Annotated in this window: 13 protein-coding genes; 3 read left to right on the top strand and 10 right to left on the bottom strand. The window is 68.2% G+C overall.

The genetic code is table 11. The features are described 5' to 3' along the window. Positions 1-68: 68 nt before the first annotated feature. The 5 genes from OID54_RS04825 to OID54_RS04805 form a co-directional block, all read right to left on the bottom strand. Positions 69-1,037: an alpha/beta hydrolase gene (locus OID54_RS04825; protein ID WP_329014406.1), complete on the bottom strand. Its 969-nt coding sequence runs from the start codon at positions 1,035-1,037 to the stop codon at positions 69-71. Between the two features lie 151 nt (positions 1,038-1,188). Next, on the bottom strand, positions 1,189-2,004 hold the full coding sequence (locus OID54_RS04820; RefSeq protein WP_329014403.1) for a hypothetical protein: 816 nt from the start codon (positions 2,002-2,004) through the stop codon (positions 1,189-1,191). Between the two features lie 86 nt (positions 2,005-2,090). After that, entirely contained in the window at positions 2,091-3,641 is a 1,551-nt protein-coding gene (locus tag OID54_RS04815) for an LLM class flavin-dependent oxidoreductase (RefSeq protein ID WP_329014400.1), read from the bottom strand. Between the two features lie 79 nt (positions 3,642-3,720). After that, positions 3,721-4,263: a MarR family winged helix-turn-helix transcriptional regulator gene (locus tag OID54_RS04810; protein WP_329014397.1), complete on the bottom strand. Its 543-nt coding sequence runs from the start codon at positions 4,261-4,263 to the stop codon at positions 3,721-3,723. A gap of 114 nt (positions 4,264-4,377) precedes the next feature. Beyond that, complete coding sequence (locus OID54_RS04805) at positions 4,378-5,445, bottom strand: MBL fold metallo-hydrolase (protein WP_329014394.1); 1,068 nt, start codon at positions 5,443-5,445, stop codon at positions 4,378-4,380. 431 nt (positions 5,446-5,876) lie between these two features. On the opposite strand from OID54_RS04805, the gene OID54_RS04800 reads away from it, so the two are divergent. The 3 genes from OID54_RS04800 (at position 5,877) to OID54_RS04790 (ending at position 8,816) form a co-directional block, all read left to right on the top strand. Further along, entirely contained in the window at positions 5,877-7,346 is a 1,470-nt protein-coding gene (locus tag OID54_RS04800) for an aldehyde dehydrogenase family protein (protein ID WP_329014391.1), read from the top strand. A gap of 147 nt (positions 7,347-7,493) precedes the next feature. Then, positions 7,494-8,120, top strand: coding sequence for a malonic semialdehyde reductase (locus OID54_RS04795; protein ID WP_329014388.1), 627 nt, complete (start codon positions 7,494-7,496; stop codon positions 8,118-8,120). A 321-nt stretch (positions 8,121-8,441) separates the two neighbouring features. Further along, complete coding sequence (locus OID54_RS04790; protein WP_329014385.1) at positions 8,442-8,816, top strand: hypothetical protein; 375 nt, start codon at positions 8,442-8,444, stop codon at positions 8,814-8,816. Here the strand turns inward: OID54_RS04790 and OID54_RS04785 are convergent. The 5 genes from OID54_RS04785 to OID54_RS04765 form a co-directional block, all read right to left on the bottom strand. Continuing rightward, positions 8,771-10,666: an ABC transporter ATP-binding protein gene (locus OID54_RS04785; RefSeq protein ID WP_329014381.1), complete on the bottom strand. Its 1,896-nt coding sequence runs from the start codon at positions 10,664-10,666 to the stop codon at positions 8,771-8,773. The genes OID54_RS04790 and OID54_RS04785 overlap by 46 nt on opposite strands. Continuing rightward, on the bottom strand, positions 10,659-12,386 hold the full coding sequence (locus tag OID54_RS04780) for an ABC transporter ATP-binding protein (protein WP_329014378.1): 1,728 nt from the start codon (positions 12,384-12,386) through the stop codon (positions 10,659-10,661). The genes OID54_RS04785 and OID54_RS04780 overlap by 8 nt, the downstream gene beginning before the upstream one ends. Before the next feature lie 26 nt (positions 12,387-12,412). After that, entirely contained in the window at positions 12,413-14,260 is a 1,848-nt protein-coding gene (locus OID54_RS04775) for a siderophore-interacting protein (protein ID WP_329014376.1), read from the bottom strand. 7 nt (positions 14,261-14,267) lie between these two features. After that, positions 14,268-15,248, bottom strand: a complete 981-nt coding sequence (locus OID54_RS04770) for an ABC transporter ATP-binding protein (RefSeq protein ID WP_329027262.1) — start codon at positions 15,246-15,248, stop codon at positions 14,268-14,270. Between the two features lie 74 nt (positions 15,249-15,322). Beyond that, the gene (locus OID54_RS04765) at positions 15,323-16,393 is read right to left on the bottom strand and encodes a FecCD family ABC transporter permease (protein WP_329014375.1); all 1,071 of its coding nucleotides are present in this window, start codon (positions 16,391-16,393) and stop codon (positions 15,323-15,325) included. Positions 16,394-16,443 lie beyond the last annotated feature (50 nt).

Here is a 16,443-nt window from a genome sequence, read left to right as displayed (position 1 = left end):
CTCTCACCGACGACCGCGTCCGGTTGCTGAGCACGTTTGGACCCCGGCGCGTCTGCTCGAACACCGTCCTACGCGGTGTCCAGCGCGGCGCGCAGGACGGCGGTTGCCTGGGCGACCGCGGCCCGGGCCGCCTGTGTGTCATGGAGGGCGTTGAGCATGACGAAGTCGTGGATGACACCTTGGTAGCGCACGGCGGTGACCGCTACCCCCGCCTGTCGGAGCCTGCGGGCGTACGCCTCGCCTTCATCGCGCAGCACATCGGCCTCGGCGGTGATGACAAGTGCCGGTGGCAGACCGGTCAACTGCTCGGTGCTGGCCCGCAGTGGGGAGGCGGTGATCTGGTTCCGGTGGGCGGGGTCATTCGTGTACTGGTCCCAGAACCACTGCATGGCGTCACGGCGCAGAAAGTACCCCGTGGCGAACTGGTGGTAGGAGGAGGTGTTGAACGCGGCGTCGGTGACCGGATAGAAGAGGACCTGAAGGCGTAGTGGAACATCGCCGCGCTCCTTGGCCATCAGGGTCAGTGCGATGCTCATGTTTCCGCCCACGGAGTCGCCCGCCACCGCGATGCGGGTCGGGTCGAGCCCCTTGGTGGCGCCGTCGGTGACGACCCAGCGGGCGACGGCGTAGTTCTGCTTGATGGCGGTCGGGTACCTGGCCTCGGGGGACAGGTCGTACTCGGGGAAGACGACCGCGGCGTCCGTGCCCACCGCGAGGTCGCGCACGAGGCGGTCATGGGTGTGGGCGTTGCCGAAGACCCACCCGGCTCCATGGATGTAGATGATCACCGGCAGCGGGCCGGTGGCACCGACGGGCTTGACGATGCGGGCTCTGACCGAGCCGGTCGGGCCGCCCTGGACCGTGATCCACTCCTCGTCCACCGGGGGCTTGGCGATGTCGCTCGACTGGACCTCGTCGACGGCCTTGCGCCCCTCTGCCGGCCCGAGGTCGAACAGGTACGGCGGATTTGCGGTGGCGGCGGCGAACTCCGCCGCGGCCTCCTCCAGCACCGGGGTGACGGGCGCATCAGCAGCCATCTTCGATCCCTCCACGAGCACACCGCTGGAAGACCCAGGCCAGGGCCACCGCTCCATTCACCCACCAACCCCGCACGGCCGCCACCTCGCCTCACCCCCCTGGGAACGCGGCGTCCCGGCCCGGGTCGACCCGGTTCCCCACCGGGTGGGATCAGTTGCCGCGCGGTATCTGCATGAGGGGCACCCAGCCACGGGACTCCTGACGGAGCAGGGCCTGACAGTGCCTGCGCAACTGCTGGGGCCATCGATCCTGCCAGCCGTTCCAGATGGCGAAGTGCAACGGCACCAGGAGCACCAGGGAGAGGACTGCGGTGCCCAACGTCGCCGTCATCACCCCCATGAGGAGCTCGGGGTCCTCGTGGGGTGGGACATCGGACTCACCCAGGAAGACGGTGTGCACCAGGACGAAGCAGGTGTTGAGCGTGATCCATCCGGCGCCGATCAGCCCTGCGCCGAAGAGCGTGCGGTCGCGGCGGTCGGCATGCCCGGTGCGGTACGCCGGCAGCTGTTCGGCGAGCCGCTCCGCATGGGATGTGCACACCGAGGTGAACGCCTGATCGGCGATGAGCGCCCTCACCGTCACCGGCCGGGCATCCGACCACGCCGCACGGGTGAACCGCCAAGCCTCACGGGTGACGGGATGCTCCGGAGGCGTCGCAGTCTCCGGTGCGGTCTCCTCGTGCGGCACGATCCCCGCATCGGTGTCGAGCCGTACGAGCCCGTCGGCGATCAACGACCGCAGCGCCACCTCGGCCCCGGTGTCCCTCCTGCTCCACTGCGCGGAGATGCCGTAGCCCGGGCCGGTCAGCCAGGTCGCGTGATAGACGTCCAACTCATCTGTGGCCAGCAGCCGTCGAGTCACGCGCAGGCCGGAACGGTAACTCCACAGGGCCAGTCCGCCGATGCCGAGGTTCACGAGCACCAGAAGCCCACCCGTACTCCACACGAGCCACGCGACACCATCCATGACGACAAGACATAGAGCATGTGTCGCTGCCTGACCAGAGCGCATCGACCGGACCGGGCTTCCGCGCGGCGTGTGCGATGTGCGCCTCAGACGTTGATGCGCAGTCGGTCCAGCGGCTCCACCAACTCCGCCTCCTCGTAGTCGAGATGGGAGAGAAGGATACGGTCCACTACGCGGGCGATGTCCTGTACCTCGCCCATATGGCCGTCGTCCTGGACGAGGACGACCAGCGCCGCGTCCAGCCGGGCCAGGGCTTCCGCGATGACCTCGTGCTCCTGCTCCAGTCGCTCCACCACCGGGCCCAGGGACTGTTGCTTCTCCCGGAGCTCGGGAAACATGTACTGGTCCTCGATGGTGTGATGCGTGGTCAGGGTCCGGCTGTAGGCGGTGCAGAAGGACCCGAGGGTCCAGTAGTTCTGCCGCAGCGTCAGGCTATTGATCATCGAGCGGGCCGAGGCCGCGTCCTGCTGACCGGCCGCCACCTGGGCCACCGCATCCCTGATCTGCCGCATCTCCTGGCGCAGGCTGTCATGGATGCGTACGAGTCGAGTGCCGGTGCTGCCGGGGTGGGAGGACCCCGCCGACTGCTGCTTGGGGGCGCGGGGCCGGGTCGCCTCGTCCAGGGGGTCGGCGGACCAGAGGTCGATGTGCTCGGGCGCCGGAGCCTGGGCGTCCTGGTCGGCGCCAGTCGCGGTGAGAACCGTACGCGGGTGTGCGTTCTCGGGGCCGGCGGGGGAGGGCTCCCCACGCGCGTCGCCCACCGCGGCACGGACCAGCGGGGCCACTTCCTCGGCGAAGATCCGCAGCTCACGTTCGATGTCAGGGCCGGAAGGTGCCAGTACGAAGCCGCTCATCCCATGCGTGAGGGCAAGGTCGGTCAACTGGCGTGCCCACTGTTCGGGCGGTCCGGTGAGAAAGCCGTCCGATGCGAGGCGGGAGAAACGCCCCGTGACGGTGTAGACCCGTCGGACGTCGGCGGGGTCGCGCTCTACGGCACGGGCGGCGTCGTCGATGGTGCAGGTCATCGCTGCCAGGGCGGCCGGGGGCGCGTACGCCGAAGAGGGGAGCCAGCCGTCGCCGAGCCGTCCGGTGAGTTCGAGCATTCGCTTCTTGTACGAACCGATCCAGATGCCGATGGGATGTGCAGGAAAGGGGCCGGGGCGGGCACCGTCGAGGGAGTAGTGACGACCGGCGAAGTCAGCGCCGGCGCCCGGTGTCCACATCGCCCGGATGACCGTGATGGCCTCTTCCAGTGCGTCGACGGCTTCCCCCGGTGTGCGGCGGGGTCCGCCGAGAGAGGCGATGGCGTCCCAGAAGGCGCCGGCTCCGATGCCGAGTTCCGCCCGGCCGCCGCTGAGGATGTCCAGGGTCGCGACCGAGCGGGCGAGGACCGCAGGTGGACGCAGGGGCAGGTTTGCGACGTGGGGAAACAGGGACACCCGCTCGGTCCGGGCCGCCAGATGGGTGAGCAGGGTCCATGTGTCCAAGAACGCCGGCTGGTAGGGATGGTCCTGGACGCCGATGAGGTCCAGTCCGATCTGGTCCGACAGGACGGCCAGCCGTACGAGGTCGTCGTGGCCGTCCGCCGTCGGCGTGAGGAATGCGCCGAACCGAAGGTCGTGTCCGTAGTCGGTCATGTGGGTGTGGTGCTTTCCGTGAGCAGCCGGCTGTCGGAGGCGGCCGGGAGGGGAAGCCCGCCGATGCAGCGGGCTCCGATCAGCAGTCGTTGGCGTGTTCGTCGAAGCCGACGGTCTCCCAGATCTCGGCCATGGCCGTGAGCTGCTCCGGGGTGAGCTTGTCGAGGAACTCGCGCCGGAGGTGGGTGAGGTGCACCTTCCGCCCGCGCCGGTACGCCTTGGTCCCGGCGTCGGTGAGGACAGCGTCGAATCCGCGGGCGTCGGACGAGCACTTGCGCCGCTCGACGAAGCCCTGTCGTTCGAGGTCGTCGACGATGCGGGTGAGTCCGCTCCGGCTGATGAGCAGGGAGGCGGCGATGTCCTTCATCCGCAGGTGCCCCCCGGGGGCTTCCGCGAGTGTCAGCAGCACCTCGAAGGACGACATGGGAAGGCGCTCGGCGGCGACCAGCTCATGGTCGAGGGTGCGCAGTAGTCGCATGTGGGTGGAGAGGAGTCCGAGCCAGACCGCCCGCTCGGTGCGGTTCAGCGGACGGGACGGGGAGACTTCTCTCGATGTTTCTGAGTGGGCGGCGTCGACCTCGGGGATCGCGGCCGGACGCGCCTCATGGGACTTCAGGCTCATGGCCTCTCCAAAAGGTTTGTTTCACAACGAATTATATCCGGAGTCCCTCCGTTGCGGGACGGGCCCGGCCATCAGTCTGCCGGGCCCGAATCCGTACTCCCTGTACTGCCGTGGTCACTCTCCGGTGGGGATGATGAGCTTTTCGAAGCCGGAGACCATGCCGTATTCGAGGCGGAGGGCTTCGAGGATGGAGTAGGCGTGGTACTTGGTCATGACGTCGGCTCCGGCGAGGCGCTGGGCCCAGGTCTGGCCGTTGTCGGTGACCTTTTCCAGGGTCTTCTTGGTGACGTAGTTGGTCATCTCGTTGAAGTAGTTCTCCCACAGGACCCAGGCGTTGGAGAAGCCGATCTTCTCGATGTATTCGAACTCTTGGCCGTGGTCGAGGGCTTCTTTGGCGAAGGTGACGATGTCGTTGGTGTAGTCGCGGGAGGCGCGGGCGTCTTCGGGGGTGCCGTAGCGGTTGACGTGGCCGGAGACGACGCCCTTGAAGTCGTATCCGAGGATCCAGTCGTGTGCTTCGGCCCAGCCGCGGATGTTCTCGGAGGCGTCGCAGTGTTTGAACGCGGACCATCCGGGGCTGATGATGTCGATCGCGGCGAGCGCTTTCTGCTCGGGTGCGTAGATGAAGATGTTGCCCGGGGTGTGGTTGACGCCGTGGTAGTCGAGGTTGAACCGGACGCCGTTGACGTCGAGGGTGTCGCTCTCGGTGATCGTGTCGGTGGGCAGGGGCAGTCCGCGTTCGCCGCCGAGGTCGGGCCAGCGCTGGATCATCTCGCGGGTGTAGTCATGCGCGATGACCTTGGGCTTGTCCGCGGCGAAGATCCCGGCCGCGCCGATGTGGTCGGAATGCCAGTGGCTGTAGATCAGATGCGTCACCGGCTCATCGGTGACCTCCGCGATGGCCTTCTTCAGATTCGTGCCCAACAGCGGCGGAGCGTCCACCACCACCACACCGTTGCCCGTACGCACGAACATCGTGTCGTACGCACCCGACGTCACGTAGTAGGCACCGTTGTGGATCTCCTCCACGTGATAGCCCTTGGCGATCCGATCCGGGAGGAACAACGCACCGTAGCCATCAGCGGGGATGGGGCGGTAGTCGGCCAACGTGTTCAACGGCATACCCGCCGCACCCAACCCATGCCGATCAACCGGCGTACCAGGCTTCTGCACATCACTCATGATCCACACCTCTTGACTGAAGAAGACAGAGCACCCACAAACCCAGGCACTCCCGACACCAACACACTCGAACCAAACAAACCCAACAGGGTGAACGAGTTACACGGGATCTGATCGAACACCCGGAAGCGGTTGGCTGCGCGGGGTGGTGTGCTGTTGTGTATTTAGTTCGTTCTGCAACGAAGATAAACATGCTTTCGGTCAAGGGTCAAGCGATGCCATGTGCGGCGGGGTGTTGCCGGTCACTCGCTGAGAACGTGCAGCTCCGAAGCGAATCGACGTGCTGTATGGTTCGTTGCGAAACTAACTATATTTATGTTTCACTGGCCGCAACGGAGATGCGAGACCCAGACAGAACCGCTCTGTGGGCCTCGCCACCGACTACCTGGTCACCGTCGCTTCGAACGCCCAGGTGTGAGGAGAAACCCCTGATGTCTTCCACCACCACCGACACGGTCCACGCGCGCAACTTCATCGACGGCGAGTGGGTCGATTCACCCAGGACCGCGGAGTCGCTCGATCCCGCCACCGGTGCGGTGATCGGTACCTATGCGGATGGCGGCGCGGACGCCGCCCAAGCGGCCATCGACGCGGCCCGTCGTGCCTTCGCGACGGGTGATTGGTCCCGTGACCGTGATCTGCGTGCCGCGGCGCTCTTCGAGATGGCTGACCGGCTGGCCGCTCGCCAGGACGAGCTGATCGCCCTGCTGTCCCGCGAGAACGGCAAGATCCCTGCCGAGGCCGCCCTCGAAGTGGGTCTGACGATCTCCAAGATCCGCTACTACGGTGCGCTCGCCCTCACCGAGTCCGGCCGTGCGGTGGAGGTCAAGCCCGGGTTGTACTCGATGACCCTGCGCCAGCCCGTCGGGGTCGCCGGTGTCATCGCGCCGTGGAACTCACCGGTCATCCTGTCCGTGCGGTCCTTCGCCCCGGCGCTGGCCGCCGGCGCCACCGTGGCACTGAAGCTCCCGGGGCAGACCGCGCTCACCAACAGTCTGCTGTTCGAGATCATCGGCGGCACTCCGTCCCTGCCCCCGGGCGTGTTCAACGCCTTCAGCGAGTCCGGTAGTGCCGGCGCCCGGCTGATCGTCGCCAGCCCTGACGTCGACGTCATCAGCTACACCGGCAGCACCCATGTCGGGCGCAGCATCATGGCCGACGCTGCTGCCTCGTTGAAGGGGATGTCACTGGAGTTGGGTGGCAAGACCCCGATGATCATCTTTGATGATGCCGACCTGGACACCGCCGTGCCCGTCCTGGCGAAGGCGATCACGACCTTCACCGGGCAGTTCTGCATGACGGGCAGTCGGGTTCTGGTGCAACGCGGTGTGGCCGACGAAGTGCGCTCCCGGCTTTCCGCCGCGTTGGAAGCGGTGAAGGTGGGGCCCGGCAGTGACCCGACCAGCGAGATGGGTCCGCTCATCGATCGCGCGAACGCCGAGCGGGTCGACCGGGAGGTCGCCGATGCGGCCGAGTACGCCGATGTGCTGGTGCGCGGCGGTCGAATCACTGAGGGTCCGCTCGCCGATGGGGCATTCGTCCGGCCGAGCCTGATCGAGGTCCAGGACGTGGATCGTCCCATCGTCCAGCAGGAGATCTTCGGACCCGTCGCCACCTTCGAGGTCTTCGACGACGAGGCCGATGCCATCGAACGTGCCAACGCCACCGAATTCGGGCTCGCCGCCAGCATCTGGACCCGTGATGTCGACCGCCCCCTGCGCGTAGGCCGCGAACTCGACGCCGGCACCGTATGGACCAACACCTGGGCCGTCATCGTCGACCAGATGGAAGAAGGCGGCTTCAAGCAGAGCGGCGTCGGACGCCTCAACGGCGAACGCGCCCTCGAAGAGTTCCAGGAGATCAAGCACATCGTCCACCCCGCACCACGCCACTCCTCCTGACCACACCCGGCGAGGTTCCCGGGTGGCCGTCCCCGGCCACCCGGGCTCACCCCTTCCCGAAATCCACCACAGCTCACCGAATACGCCCCCCACGGCAACCCGCGACTTCCCGCGACAACGACGACATAGGCAAAGGAACCCCTCACGATGAACACACCACCGACGCCCGACCTGTACGAGGGAAACCTCGCCCTTGGGGCCGAAGCGCGCCGTCTGCTGTTCACCGGCGCGCGCACCGCGAACTCCTTCACCGACGAGCCCGTCCCCGATGAGACCCTCAGAGCCATCTGGGAATTGGCCAAGTGGCCGCCGACCTCGGCCAACACCAACCCCTTGCGGGTGCTCTTCCTCCGTACCGGGCAGGCCCAGGAGCGGTTGATCCCCCACCTGGCCGAGGGCAACCGTGCCAAGAGCACCTCCGCCCCCGTCATAGCGGTGTTGGCATACGACACCCGGTACAGCGAGCACATTCCGCGTTTGTTGCCCTTCATGCCCGAGCTCAAGGACGTGCTTGAGGCCGATCCGGTGCTGCACCAGGAGCAGGCCCGTTTCAACTCGGCGCTCCAGGCCGGATACTTCCTGCTCTCCGTCCGCGCGGCGGGACTGGCCGCTGGACCGCTCGGCGGCTTCGATGCCCAAGGGGTGGACAAGGAGTTCTTCCCCGACGGACGTCTGAAGTCGTTCCTCGTGGTCAACATCGGCAAGCCCGGCGAGAACCCCTGGTTCGAGCGGCTGCCCCGCCTCGACTACGAAGAGGCCGTCAGCTGCTTGTAGGCCGCCCGTCGCTGCGTATCACGGCCCGGCTTGACCGTGTTACGCGGCGGCGCCCATCTCGCCCGCCCAACCGGACGCCCCCGACCCGTCAGCGGCAGTGAGGCAACAACGTGGTTGCCGAAGTGCGGAAGCACCTCTTGACACTTCGAGCCGGCCGGGCTGCTTCGCCTCATCACCCTCGGAGCCCGTCCCTGCGCTGTCGCCCGTCCGAAGGCGGCCTAAGGACTGTCAACCGCCCTCGGACACCGTGTGTTTGCGCCGACCCGGTCGGGCCCTGGCGGAGATCCAACCCCTCGTCGGTGTGCGGCCCCGCATACTGCCATGGTGAAGAGCAACCACATGGCCCTCGACTGGGCGCTGCCCTTCGAGGAACGGATCAGGAACCTCGTCGACGCGTGGATCAGCGACGGCCGTGACGGCCATCGACTGGTGACCGGGAAGGCGTTCTTCGCCGTGTACTCCTGGCACCTGATGCACTGGACGGACCACGACATCACCTGGGCCGAGTACGCCGCTGCCGCGTTCCACAACATCGGCGGCACGGACGGCTGGAATGCCATGCTGCGCGAACGGGCCAACTGTCAGAGGTGCGGCGATACCTACCGGTTGGAGAACATCGGTCTGTGTACCGGATGTATGAGATACACCTGCTACGCCTGTGGCGGGCATGACTCCTGCACCGGTGAGATCCTCTGAACCGCCTCTCCTTCCAGGGACGTTGACATGGCGGTCGCTCCCGCGTTCCACGCCCGCCAGAGCCGCGCATACGGGCCATCCGCGGCGATGAGTTCTTCATGGGTGCCCCTCTCCACGACCCGTCCGGCATCGAGCACCAGAATGCGGTCCGCGGCTGCGGCCTGGGAGAGCCGGTGGGCGATCACCAAGGCCGCCCGCCCCTGGACTGCGGCAGCCGCGGCCCGGTCCAGGAGGACGGCATCCGCGGTGCCGGCATCAGCGGTCGCCTCGTCCAAGATCACCAACTGGGGGTCGGCAAGCACCAACCGGGCCAGCGCGCCCAGTTGGGCTTGTGCCGCGGTCAGAGGGTGCCCGCCATGACCGACCGGCGTGTCCAGCCCGTGGGGCAGCGAGGACACCAGGGACGATGCACCGACCACGGCGAGTGCGTGCAGGAGCTGCTCGTCGTCGGTCTCGCGAGCGGTGAGGGTGAGGTTGTCGCGGAGGGTGCCCGCGAAGACATGGGTCTCCTGGGTCACGGTCATGATGCTCGTCCTCGGTACGCCTCGGTCGATCCTGCCCGCCCCCGGTCCGTGGACGCCCGCGATGAGCGAGGCGAGGGTCGACTTGCCGGACCCCGTCGCGCCGACCAGGGCGACGGTCTCTCCGCGAGCGATGTGAAAGCTGACCCCGGACAGGACGGGCCTCTGGGGGCGATAGGCGAAGTGAACCTCTGCCGCCTCCATCACGTTGACCGCACCGACCGCACTGATGGGAGCGTCGGCCACGGGTGTCTCGTCGGCAGGTCCGCTTGCCGCTACTGCTGGCATCTGCTCCGCGTCGGCTTCGGGATCGGGCCGACGGATGACGCCGATGATCCGCCCGAGTGCGGCGAGGGCGGACTGTGCGTCGTCCATGACGAACAGCAGCGAGGAGATCGGGTCGACCGTGCGCAGGAACAGCAGTGCGGCGGCGGTCACCTGGCCGGGGGTCGCATCGCCGGTGAGGGCGAGCCACACACCGATGCCCAGCACGGAGACCAGCCCGATCGCCTCGGTCAGATTGAGCCGTCCGAACAGCCTGTTCTGCACGATCCGGGTCCGCATGGCCCACCGGACGGCCCCCCAGGTCGCATCCCGGATGTGCCCCAGTTGACGTTCCTCAAGGCGATGGGCCGTCACGGTCGGCAGTTCGGTGAGCGTCCCCAGGATGTGTTGCCCGCGCCCGGACTGCGCCGCGCGCTCGGCGGCGTACACCTCCGGGGCCGTACGCAGATACCACCGCACGGTGCAGACGTACGGCAACACGGTCAGGGCGAATCCCAGCAGATACCGGGGGTCGAGCGTGCCCAGGCCGGTGGCGACGAGCGCGATCGTGAACCCCGACACGCACAAGCGGGGCACCACCTCCGGCAGGGCGTCGGAGACCTGTGCGATGTCATCGGCGGCGCGGGTGACCACATCCCCCGCCCCGGCGGTCTCCACCACACGGCGCGGCAGGCCCAGGGCAGCGGTGACATACGCCTCGCGCAGTTCTGCGATCACCGTCTCCGCGAACCGGGCCAGCGCCCCCGCGGCGATCCAGGCCAGCACTCCTGTGGCGATCGCCGCACCGATCAGCAAGGTGACCTGCCACCAGAACGACCCGGGTACGCCCGACCCGTCCGCGGCGATCACGGTGTCCAACAGTCGGCCGACGACCAGCGGGAAGACGAGGGACATCGCCGCCTCGGCCAGGAACAGGACGAGCACACCCGCCAGGGCGCGCCGCCGGCCGTGCACCATGGTCCATAGATGCGTGGCCACCTGCCGGGCCGTTGCGACCGGCAGCAACCGGCCCTCGGCCCCTGGGACCTTCACCGGCTCAGACATCGACCCTCGTTTCCTCGTGGATCACGGCGACCGGGTCGGCCACGGCATGGAAAGCCGCGGAGGCCGTGAGGACCAGCGTGGTCCGCCCGGCCCGGTGTTGCCGCAGCCCGGTGGCGATGTGCTGCTCGGTCACGGCATCCACCGCAGTGGTCGGCTCGACCAACACCAACACCTCGGGGTCGGCGGCGACGGCCCGGGCCAGGGCGATCCGCTGGCGTTGCCCACCCGATAGCTCCCGCCCGCCGTCGCCGACCACGGTCTCGTACCCGTCGGGAAGTTCGGCCGCGCCCATCCCCGCAACGCCGAGCGCGGTCCGTGCCGTGTCGACTGGAGTCGTTGTGACTCCGGTGGCACGGACGTTGTCCAGCACCGTCCCGGACAGGATGCCCGGCGTACGAGGGGAGACCAACACGCGCTCGCGGAGCAGCGCGGATCGGTGTTCGTGCACGGCCCGGTCGAAGTGTTCGATGCGTCCGGCCGATGGCATCGCCTTCAGGGTGAGCAGATCGGCCAGGGCCGCCTGCGCGGACTGGGGCAGATCGAGCACGACGAACCCACCAGCGAGGACGACTGCGTTGAGTACGACACCGTCCTCCAGGTCGAGTTGCTCGAACACCAGGGCGCGTTCGCCGGTGTCGGCGGGCACAGCCGTCCCCGATGCGGCGGGGTGCGGAGGCAGGGCGACCAGGTCGAGAACGCGGCTGGCGGAGGCTTGCGAGACTGCCCAGAACGATCCGAGTGTGCCCACCAGACTGTCGAGCGGCCCGATCCACGTGACCGCGACCCCGGCGACCGTGACCAACTGCCCCGGTGTGATCTGCCCGGTGAAGGCCGGTACGGCGGCGGCGAGCACCACCACTGCGGCAAAGACGTGTGCGGTGGCCGTACTCACACCGTCGAAGCCGGCCTGCGCAGCGCGCGCCGACAAGGTGGCCCGCAGCGCCCCACGGCTCACACTCCGGTAGCGGTCCGCTGCCGAATGCTGGGCGTGCAGACCCCGGATCACCCGGTATCCCGCCACCAGGTCGGCCGCTGCCGATGCGGCATCGGCCAGACCGGCCTGCTCGGCACCGCTCCTTCTACGCAGCGGCCGGGCGACCAGATGCATGAGCAGCAGTACCAAGGGCAGTGCGATGACCACCCCGATGCCCAGGGCGGGGTGCACCCAGAACAGGATGCCGGCCGCGACCATCAGCCCGACGATCTCGCCGGGCGGGTACACGGTGACGTAGAGGACGAGGCAGGCACGGTGCACATCGGCGGTGGCCAGCGACAACAGCCCGCCCGGAGCTCGTGCGGCCCCGGCTGTGCCGCGTTCGTCGAGGATGCGCCCGAGCACGCTCTGGGACAGCTCGAACTGTGCCCGCTGAACCCCGAACCAGCCCAGCCGTCCGCCGAAGCGGTAGCCGAGGTTGATCACGACGTAGAGCCCCACCAGGGCGGCGAGCCAGCCTGCCAGTGCCGAGCGGATCGAACCGAAACCCGCTCCTGCCGCTGCGGGCGTGATCACCGTGTCGACGAACTGCCCGATGACGACCGGCAACAGCATGGTCGCGATGTTGAAGACCACCAGGAGCAGCGCTCCGGGAAACACCCATGCCCATGAGGAGCGGATGATCGCCCTGCTCAACCGAGCCGATGACCAGGCGGGATCGATACGCAGCCGGGGCTCCCGGGGAGCCGAGCCGGCTTCGAAGAGACCCCAGCGCCTTTCGTCCACCGTTGGTTCCGGTACGCGCATCCGGGTCAGCCCTGCGGGGCGAGCGTGTGAAGGGTGTAGCCCCATCCGACCGTGGTGCGCGCCACGGGCCGCAGACCCGCCGCGGCGAACAGCGCCTGGTGCTCGTCGTGGTCCCGTGCGCCCCCGCCGTGCAGGGCGAAGCCGATCAGATCCTCCTCGTAGTCGTGGTCATCCGCCACCTCCGGATTGAGGACGTCACCGAAGACCAGCACCCGGCCGCCGGGCTTCAGACTGGCCGCTGCCTGGCGCAGCACATGGGCCGCGTCCGTATCGGTGAGAGTGGGCAACACATCGGCAAGGAGCACCGCGTCGACGGGTACGGGACGGGCCCCGAGGAGACTGCCCGCCTCGTAGCCGATGCGGGCGTGCGCCGGGTACAGCCGTTGCAGGGCGTCGATCTCCGAAGGAGCGGCGACGATCGTGGTGTGCAGGTCGGGGTGCGTCTTGGTGAGGGCGGCGGCGAAACTGCCGGGCGCCGGCCCTGCGACTGCGATCGTTGCCAGCCCGGCGAACGCGGTGGCGCCGGCGACGGCACCGGCCACGTACACGGCTTCCCTGGCCTCGTGTTCGGTGCGGGCGGTGAGCAGAGCGGGGTCGTCCGCGATGTACTGGGCGTAGTCGGCGCCGAACCACCGGCTGTGGTCGCCCCGTCCGGTGCGCACGGCGGACAGCAGCGACAGGGCGCCGCCGAGTTCGCGTTGCGCGTACAGCCCATCGAGGTGGAACGCGTCGGCGATGTGGTCGCTCTCCAGTTCCCGGCCGAGACCGGTGAGCCGGTAGCGGCCGTCGTCGAGTCGTTCGGCGATGTCGACGGAGGCGAGGAAGCGCAACAGTTTGCCGAGTCCGGCAGGGGCGGCACCGGTCGCTGCGGCGAGTTCGGCCACGGTACGCGGTCGATCGTCGAACGCGGCTGCCAGCCCGATCGTCGCCGCGACCCTGAGGGCGAAGCCGGGGATGATCTCCGCGATCTCGTGGAACCGCTTCGCCTCGTCCTCGCCCGCATCGAGGTTGGACGGTACGGAGTCCCCGTCATGGACCGCGACCTGGCGGCGCCAGTACCCGGTGACGTCGATCTGCTCCCTGGTCAGGCCCTTCTCGCTCTTCAGCCACCTTCTGATCGGGGTGAGGGTGAGTGATTCGCCGGCCACCCAGGCGAGTACGGTCCCCTCCCACCAGGGGGCCTTCCGGATCGCGTCGAACAACAGGGTCGTGGTGCCCGGTGCGGCGCCGTCGCGGCTCAGCCAGGTCAGGGTCACCCCGTCAGGGACGGGGAGGTCCTGCCGGTGCTCGGGCCGACCGACCTCGATGAACACCTGGCCACGGGCGCCGGCGGGCCACTCCTCCAGCCAGCGGCCGATCGCCGGCAGCGCCGTTTCATCGCCGGCCACCAACGTCCAGTCCACCCCATCGGGGTGGAGCGAGGAGGACTTCGGGCCGGCTATCTGCACCCGCTCGCCCGGCCGTACCCGATACGCCCAACTGGATGCGGGACCGACACCGTGCTTCACGAAGTCGACGTCCAGTTCCCCGGCCACGGGGTCCCAACGACGGACCGTGTACGTGCGGGACAGCATGTGGGGGTCGTCGCGCGGCCAGTTCAGCAGTCCGTCCGCCTGCGTCGGTCCCACGGTGGTCTCGGCGTCGGGATGTTTGAGGATGAGCTTGAACTCGTCGTCGAACCCGTCCGAGCGGAATGCCGCTACCGGGAATCCGTTGGCCGCGGTGTGAGCGGCGAGTTCGGGCCCGCCCAGGGTGACCCGACGCATTCCGGGCGTCACGTCCGTCACCCGGAGAACGTCCAGCGTACGGGTGGTGATGGGGAAGACCTCGATGGATCTCAGACTCTGTGCCATGGGTATCTCACTTCTCCGGGTGGGTATCGGCTGCCAGGGCGCCGACGGACGGCACCGGGCCGTGCGCCGCGGCGGGCGTCTTGGGCGTGCCGGGCTGGGCGGGCGCCTCGGGCGCCCTGGCGGCATCTGCTGTTTCGGTTGCATCCGTCCGTACGGGTGCCGTTCGCGGATCCAACGGCACCACGGTCGGGGTGCCGGTCACAGGGTCGGGAACGACGAGGGAACGCAAACAGAAGACCTCCTCGATCAGTTCCGCGGTGATGACCTGCTGGGGACTGCCGGTGGTGACGACGCCACCGTCGCGCATGACGATGAGGTGGTCGGCGTACCGTGCTGCCTGGTTCAGATCGTGGAGCACGGCCACGATCGTCTTGCCCTGGTCGTGGAAGGTACGGAACAGCTCCATCAACTCGTACTGGTGGCCGATGTCCAAGAAGGTGGTGGGCTCGTCGAGCAGCACCATGGGCGTCTGTTGCGCCAGCAGCATCGCCACCCACACCCGCTGCCGCTGACCGCCCGACAGTTCGTCCACCAGACGTCCGGACAGTTCGGTCACGCGCGTCACGCGCATCGCCGCCGCCACTGCCTCCTCGTCCTCGGGGCGCCACTGGTGGAACAGACTCTGATACGGGGCGCGCCCGCGGGCCACGAGGTCCGCAACCCGGATTCCGTCGGGCGCCAGAGAAGTCTGCGGGAGCAAGCCCATCCGGCGGGCGATCTCCTTGGACCGGTAGGTGCTGATCGCCTTCCCGTCCAACAGCACTTGCCCCGCCGTCGGCGTCAGCACGCGGGCGAGGGCACGCAGCAGGGTGGACTTGCCGCAGCCGTTGGGGCCGATGATCGCCGTGAACGACCCGTCCGGTATCCGTACCGAGAGGCGCTCGGAGATGACGGCCCGGTCGTAGCCGATCGTCGCCGCATCGACGACGAGCCGCGACGGGGCGGCCGGCTTAGTGGCGGGATCATCGGTTCGTCGCTCATCGGACATCAGGGTCATGTGATCGTTCTCTTCGTCGGTTGTCTCGGTGGTCTTGGATGCCCCGGTGGTCTCGGCCATCTCGGTTATCCATGAGGTAGGCCGTACTGGCGCCGGGACTCATGGATCAGCAGCCAGATCAGATACAGCCCGCCCAGGCACACCGTGAGCAGCCCCACTGGGATCGGACGGTAGAACTCCGCGACGAGCAGCGCCAGGAAATGCGCCGTAGCCAGCAGCACCGCCCCCATCGCTGCTGCGGGGAGCATGGTCACCCCGGGCGAGCGGGTCAACCGCCGGGCCAGTTGCGGGGCGATGAGGGCGATGAAACCGATCGGCCCCGCCGCGGCGGTCACCAGCGCCGCCGTCGCAACTCCGACCACCATCAGTGCCAGTCGAACCGGATGGATCCTGGTGCCCTGAGTGATGGCCGCGTCATCGCCGAGCTCCAGCCGCCGCAACGAAGGCGCCAGGAACATCGCAGCCAAAACGATCACTGCTGCGATGAGCAGCGAGGGAACCATGCTGCTCCACGACACGCGGGTGATGGACCCCGCGCCCCAGAATCCGACGGTCATCGCATCACTGAGGTCGGCCCGAGTGATCAGATAGGCGTTGATGGAACCGAGCATCGCCGATACACCGATGCCCACGATGATCAAGCGAAACCCCTGCACACCGCGCCGGTAGGCCAGCATGTACACGAGGAAGGCCGTCCCCAGCCCGCCGACGATCGCCGCACCGGCGACGGACCAGTAGCCGCCCTTGCCGAAGACCAGGATGGACAGCACCACGGCCGTGTAGGAACCCGCGTCGAAACCGATCACGTCCGGCGAGCCCAGGGGGTTGCGGGTGAGCGACTGGAAGATCGCACCGCCGATGCCCAACAGCGCACCGAACACGATCGCGGCCATGGCCACCGGTAGGCGCCATTGCACCACGATCATCCGATGGAAGTCCGCGCCGGACCCGGTGAGCGCCGCGACGACGTCGCCGATTGTCAACGTGTAGTCGCCGAACCGGATCGCCACCACTGACAGCACCAGCGCCGTGCCGAACAGGACCGCAGTCACCGTCGCCTGGCGGATGTCCACCCGCACGGAGAACCAGCGGCTGCGCACGCTCCGGACCGCGTAGCCGAATTCGACTGCCCTCACGCCGTGCGCACCGGCCAACTGCACACCGGTTGACTCTCCATCGGCCGACT

The sequence above is a fragment of the Streptomyces sp. NBC_00690 genome, assembly GCF_036226685.1.
Classification (GTDB): Bacteria; Actinomycetota; Actinomycetes; order Streptomycetales; family Streptomycetaceae; genus Streptomyces.
Note: the sequence above shows the minus strand (reverse complement) of the source record. Positions and strands in the feature narration are given on the sequence as shown.